Below are 505 nucleotides of genomic sequence, written 5' to 3'. Positions count from 1 at the left end.
GGCGAATGGCTCTGTCACGCTGACGGGGAATGGCTATACCTATACGCCAGCATCCGACTTCAACGGCACGGACAGCTTCGATGTCCTGATCGATGATGGCAATGGTGGCACGGATACTGTCACGATTGAGGTGACGGTGACACCGGTGAATGATGCACCGGTCGCCATGGCTGACAGCTATGCGGTCGATGAAGACGGCACACTGACCGTCAATGCGACGAACGGTGTTCTGGCGAATGATACCGATGTCGAAGGCGATACGCTCACAGCCAGCCTGGTGACAGATGTCTCCAACGGCACGCTCACCTTCAATGCGGATGGGTCTTTTACCTACGTTCCGGATGCCAACTTCAATGGGACGGACAGCTTCACCTATCGTGTGAATGACGGCACCGAAGATGGCAATATCGTCACTGTGACACTCAATGTCGGCGCGGTGAATGACGCGCCAGTGGCGATCTCTGACAGCTTCACTGTGGACGAGGATTCTGGCGCAACCACGCTC

General features: G+C 56.2%; 1 protein-coding gene. It reads left to right on the top strand.

The window, feature by feature from the left end; genetic code table 11:
* On the top strand, positions 1 to 505 hold a 505-nt coding region (locus ACFQDM_RS15650), incomplete at both ends, for a tandem-95 repeat protein (protein ID WP_377380630.1).

The organism is Ponticaulis profundi (assembly GCF_042659465.1).
Classification (GTDB): Bacteria; Pseudomonadota; Alphaproteobacteria; order Caulobacterales; family Hyphomonadaceae; genus Ponticaulis; species Ponticaulis profundi.
The sequence above is the reverse complement of the archived record's forward strand: the minus strand, read 5'-3'. Positions and strand labels throughout refer to the sequence as shown.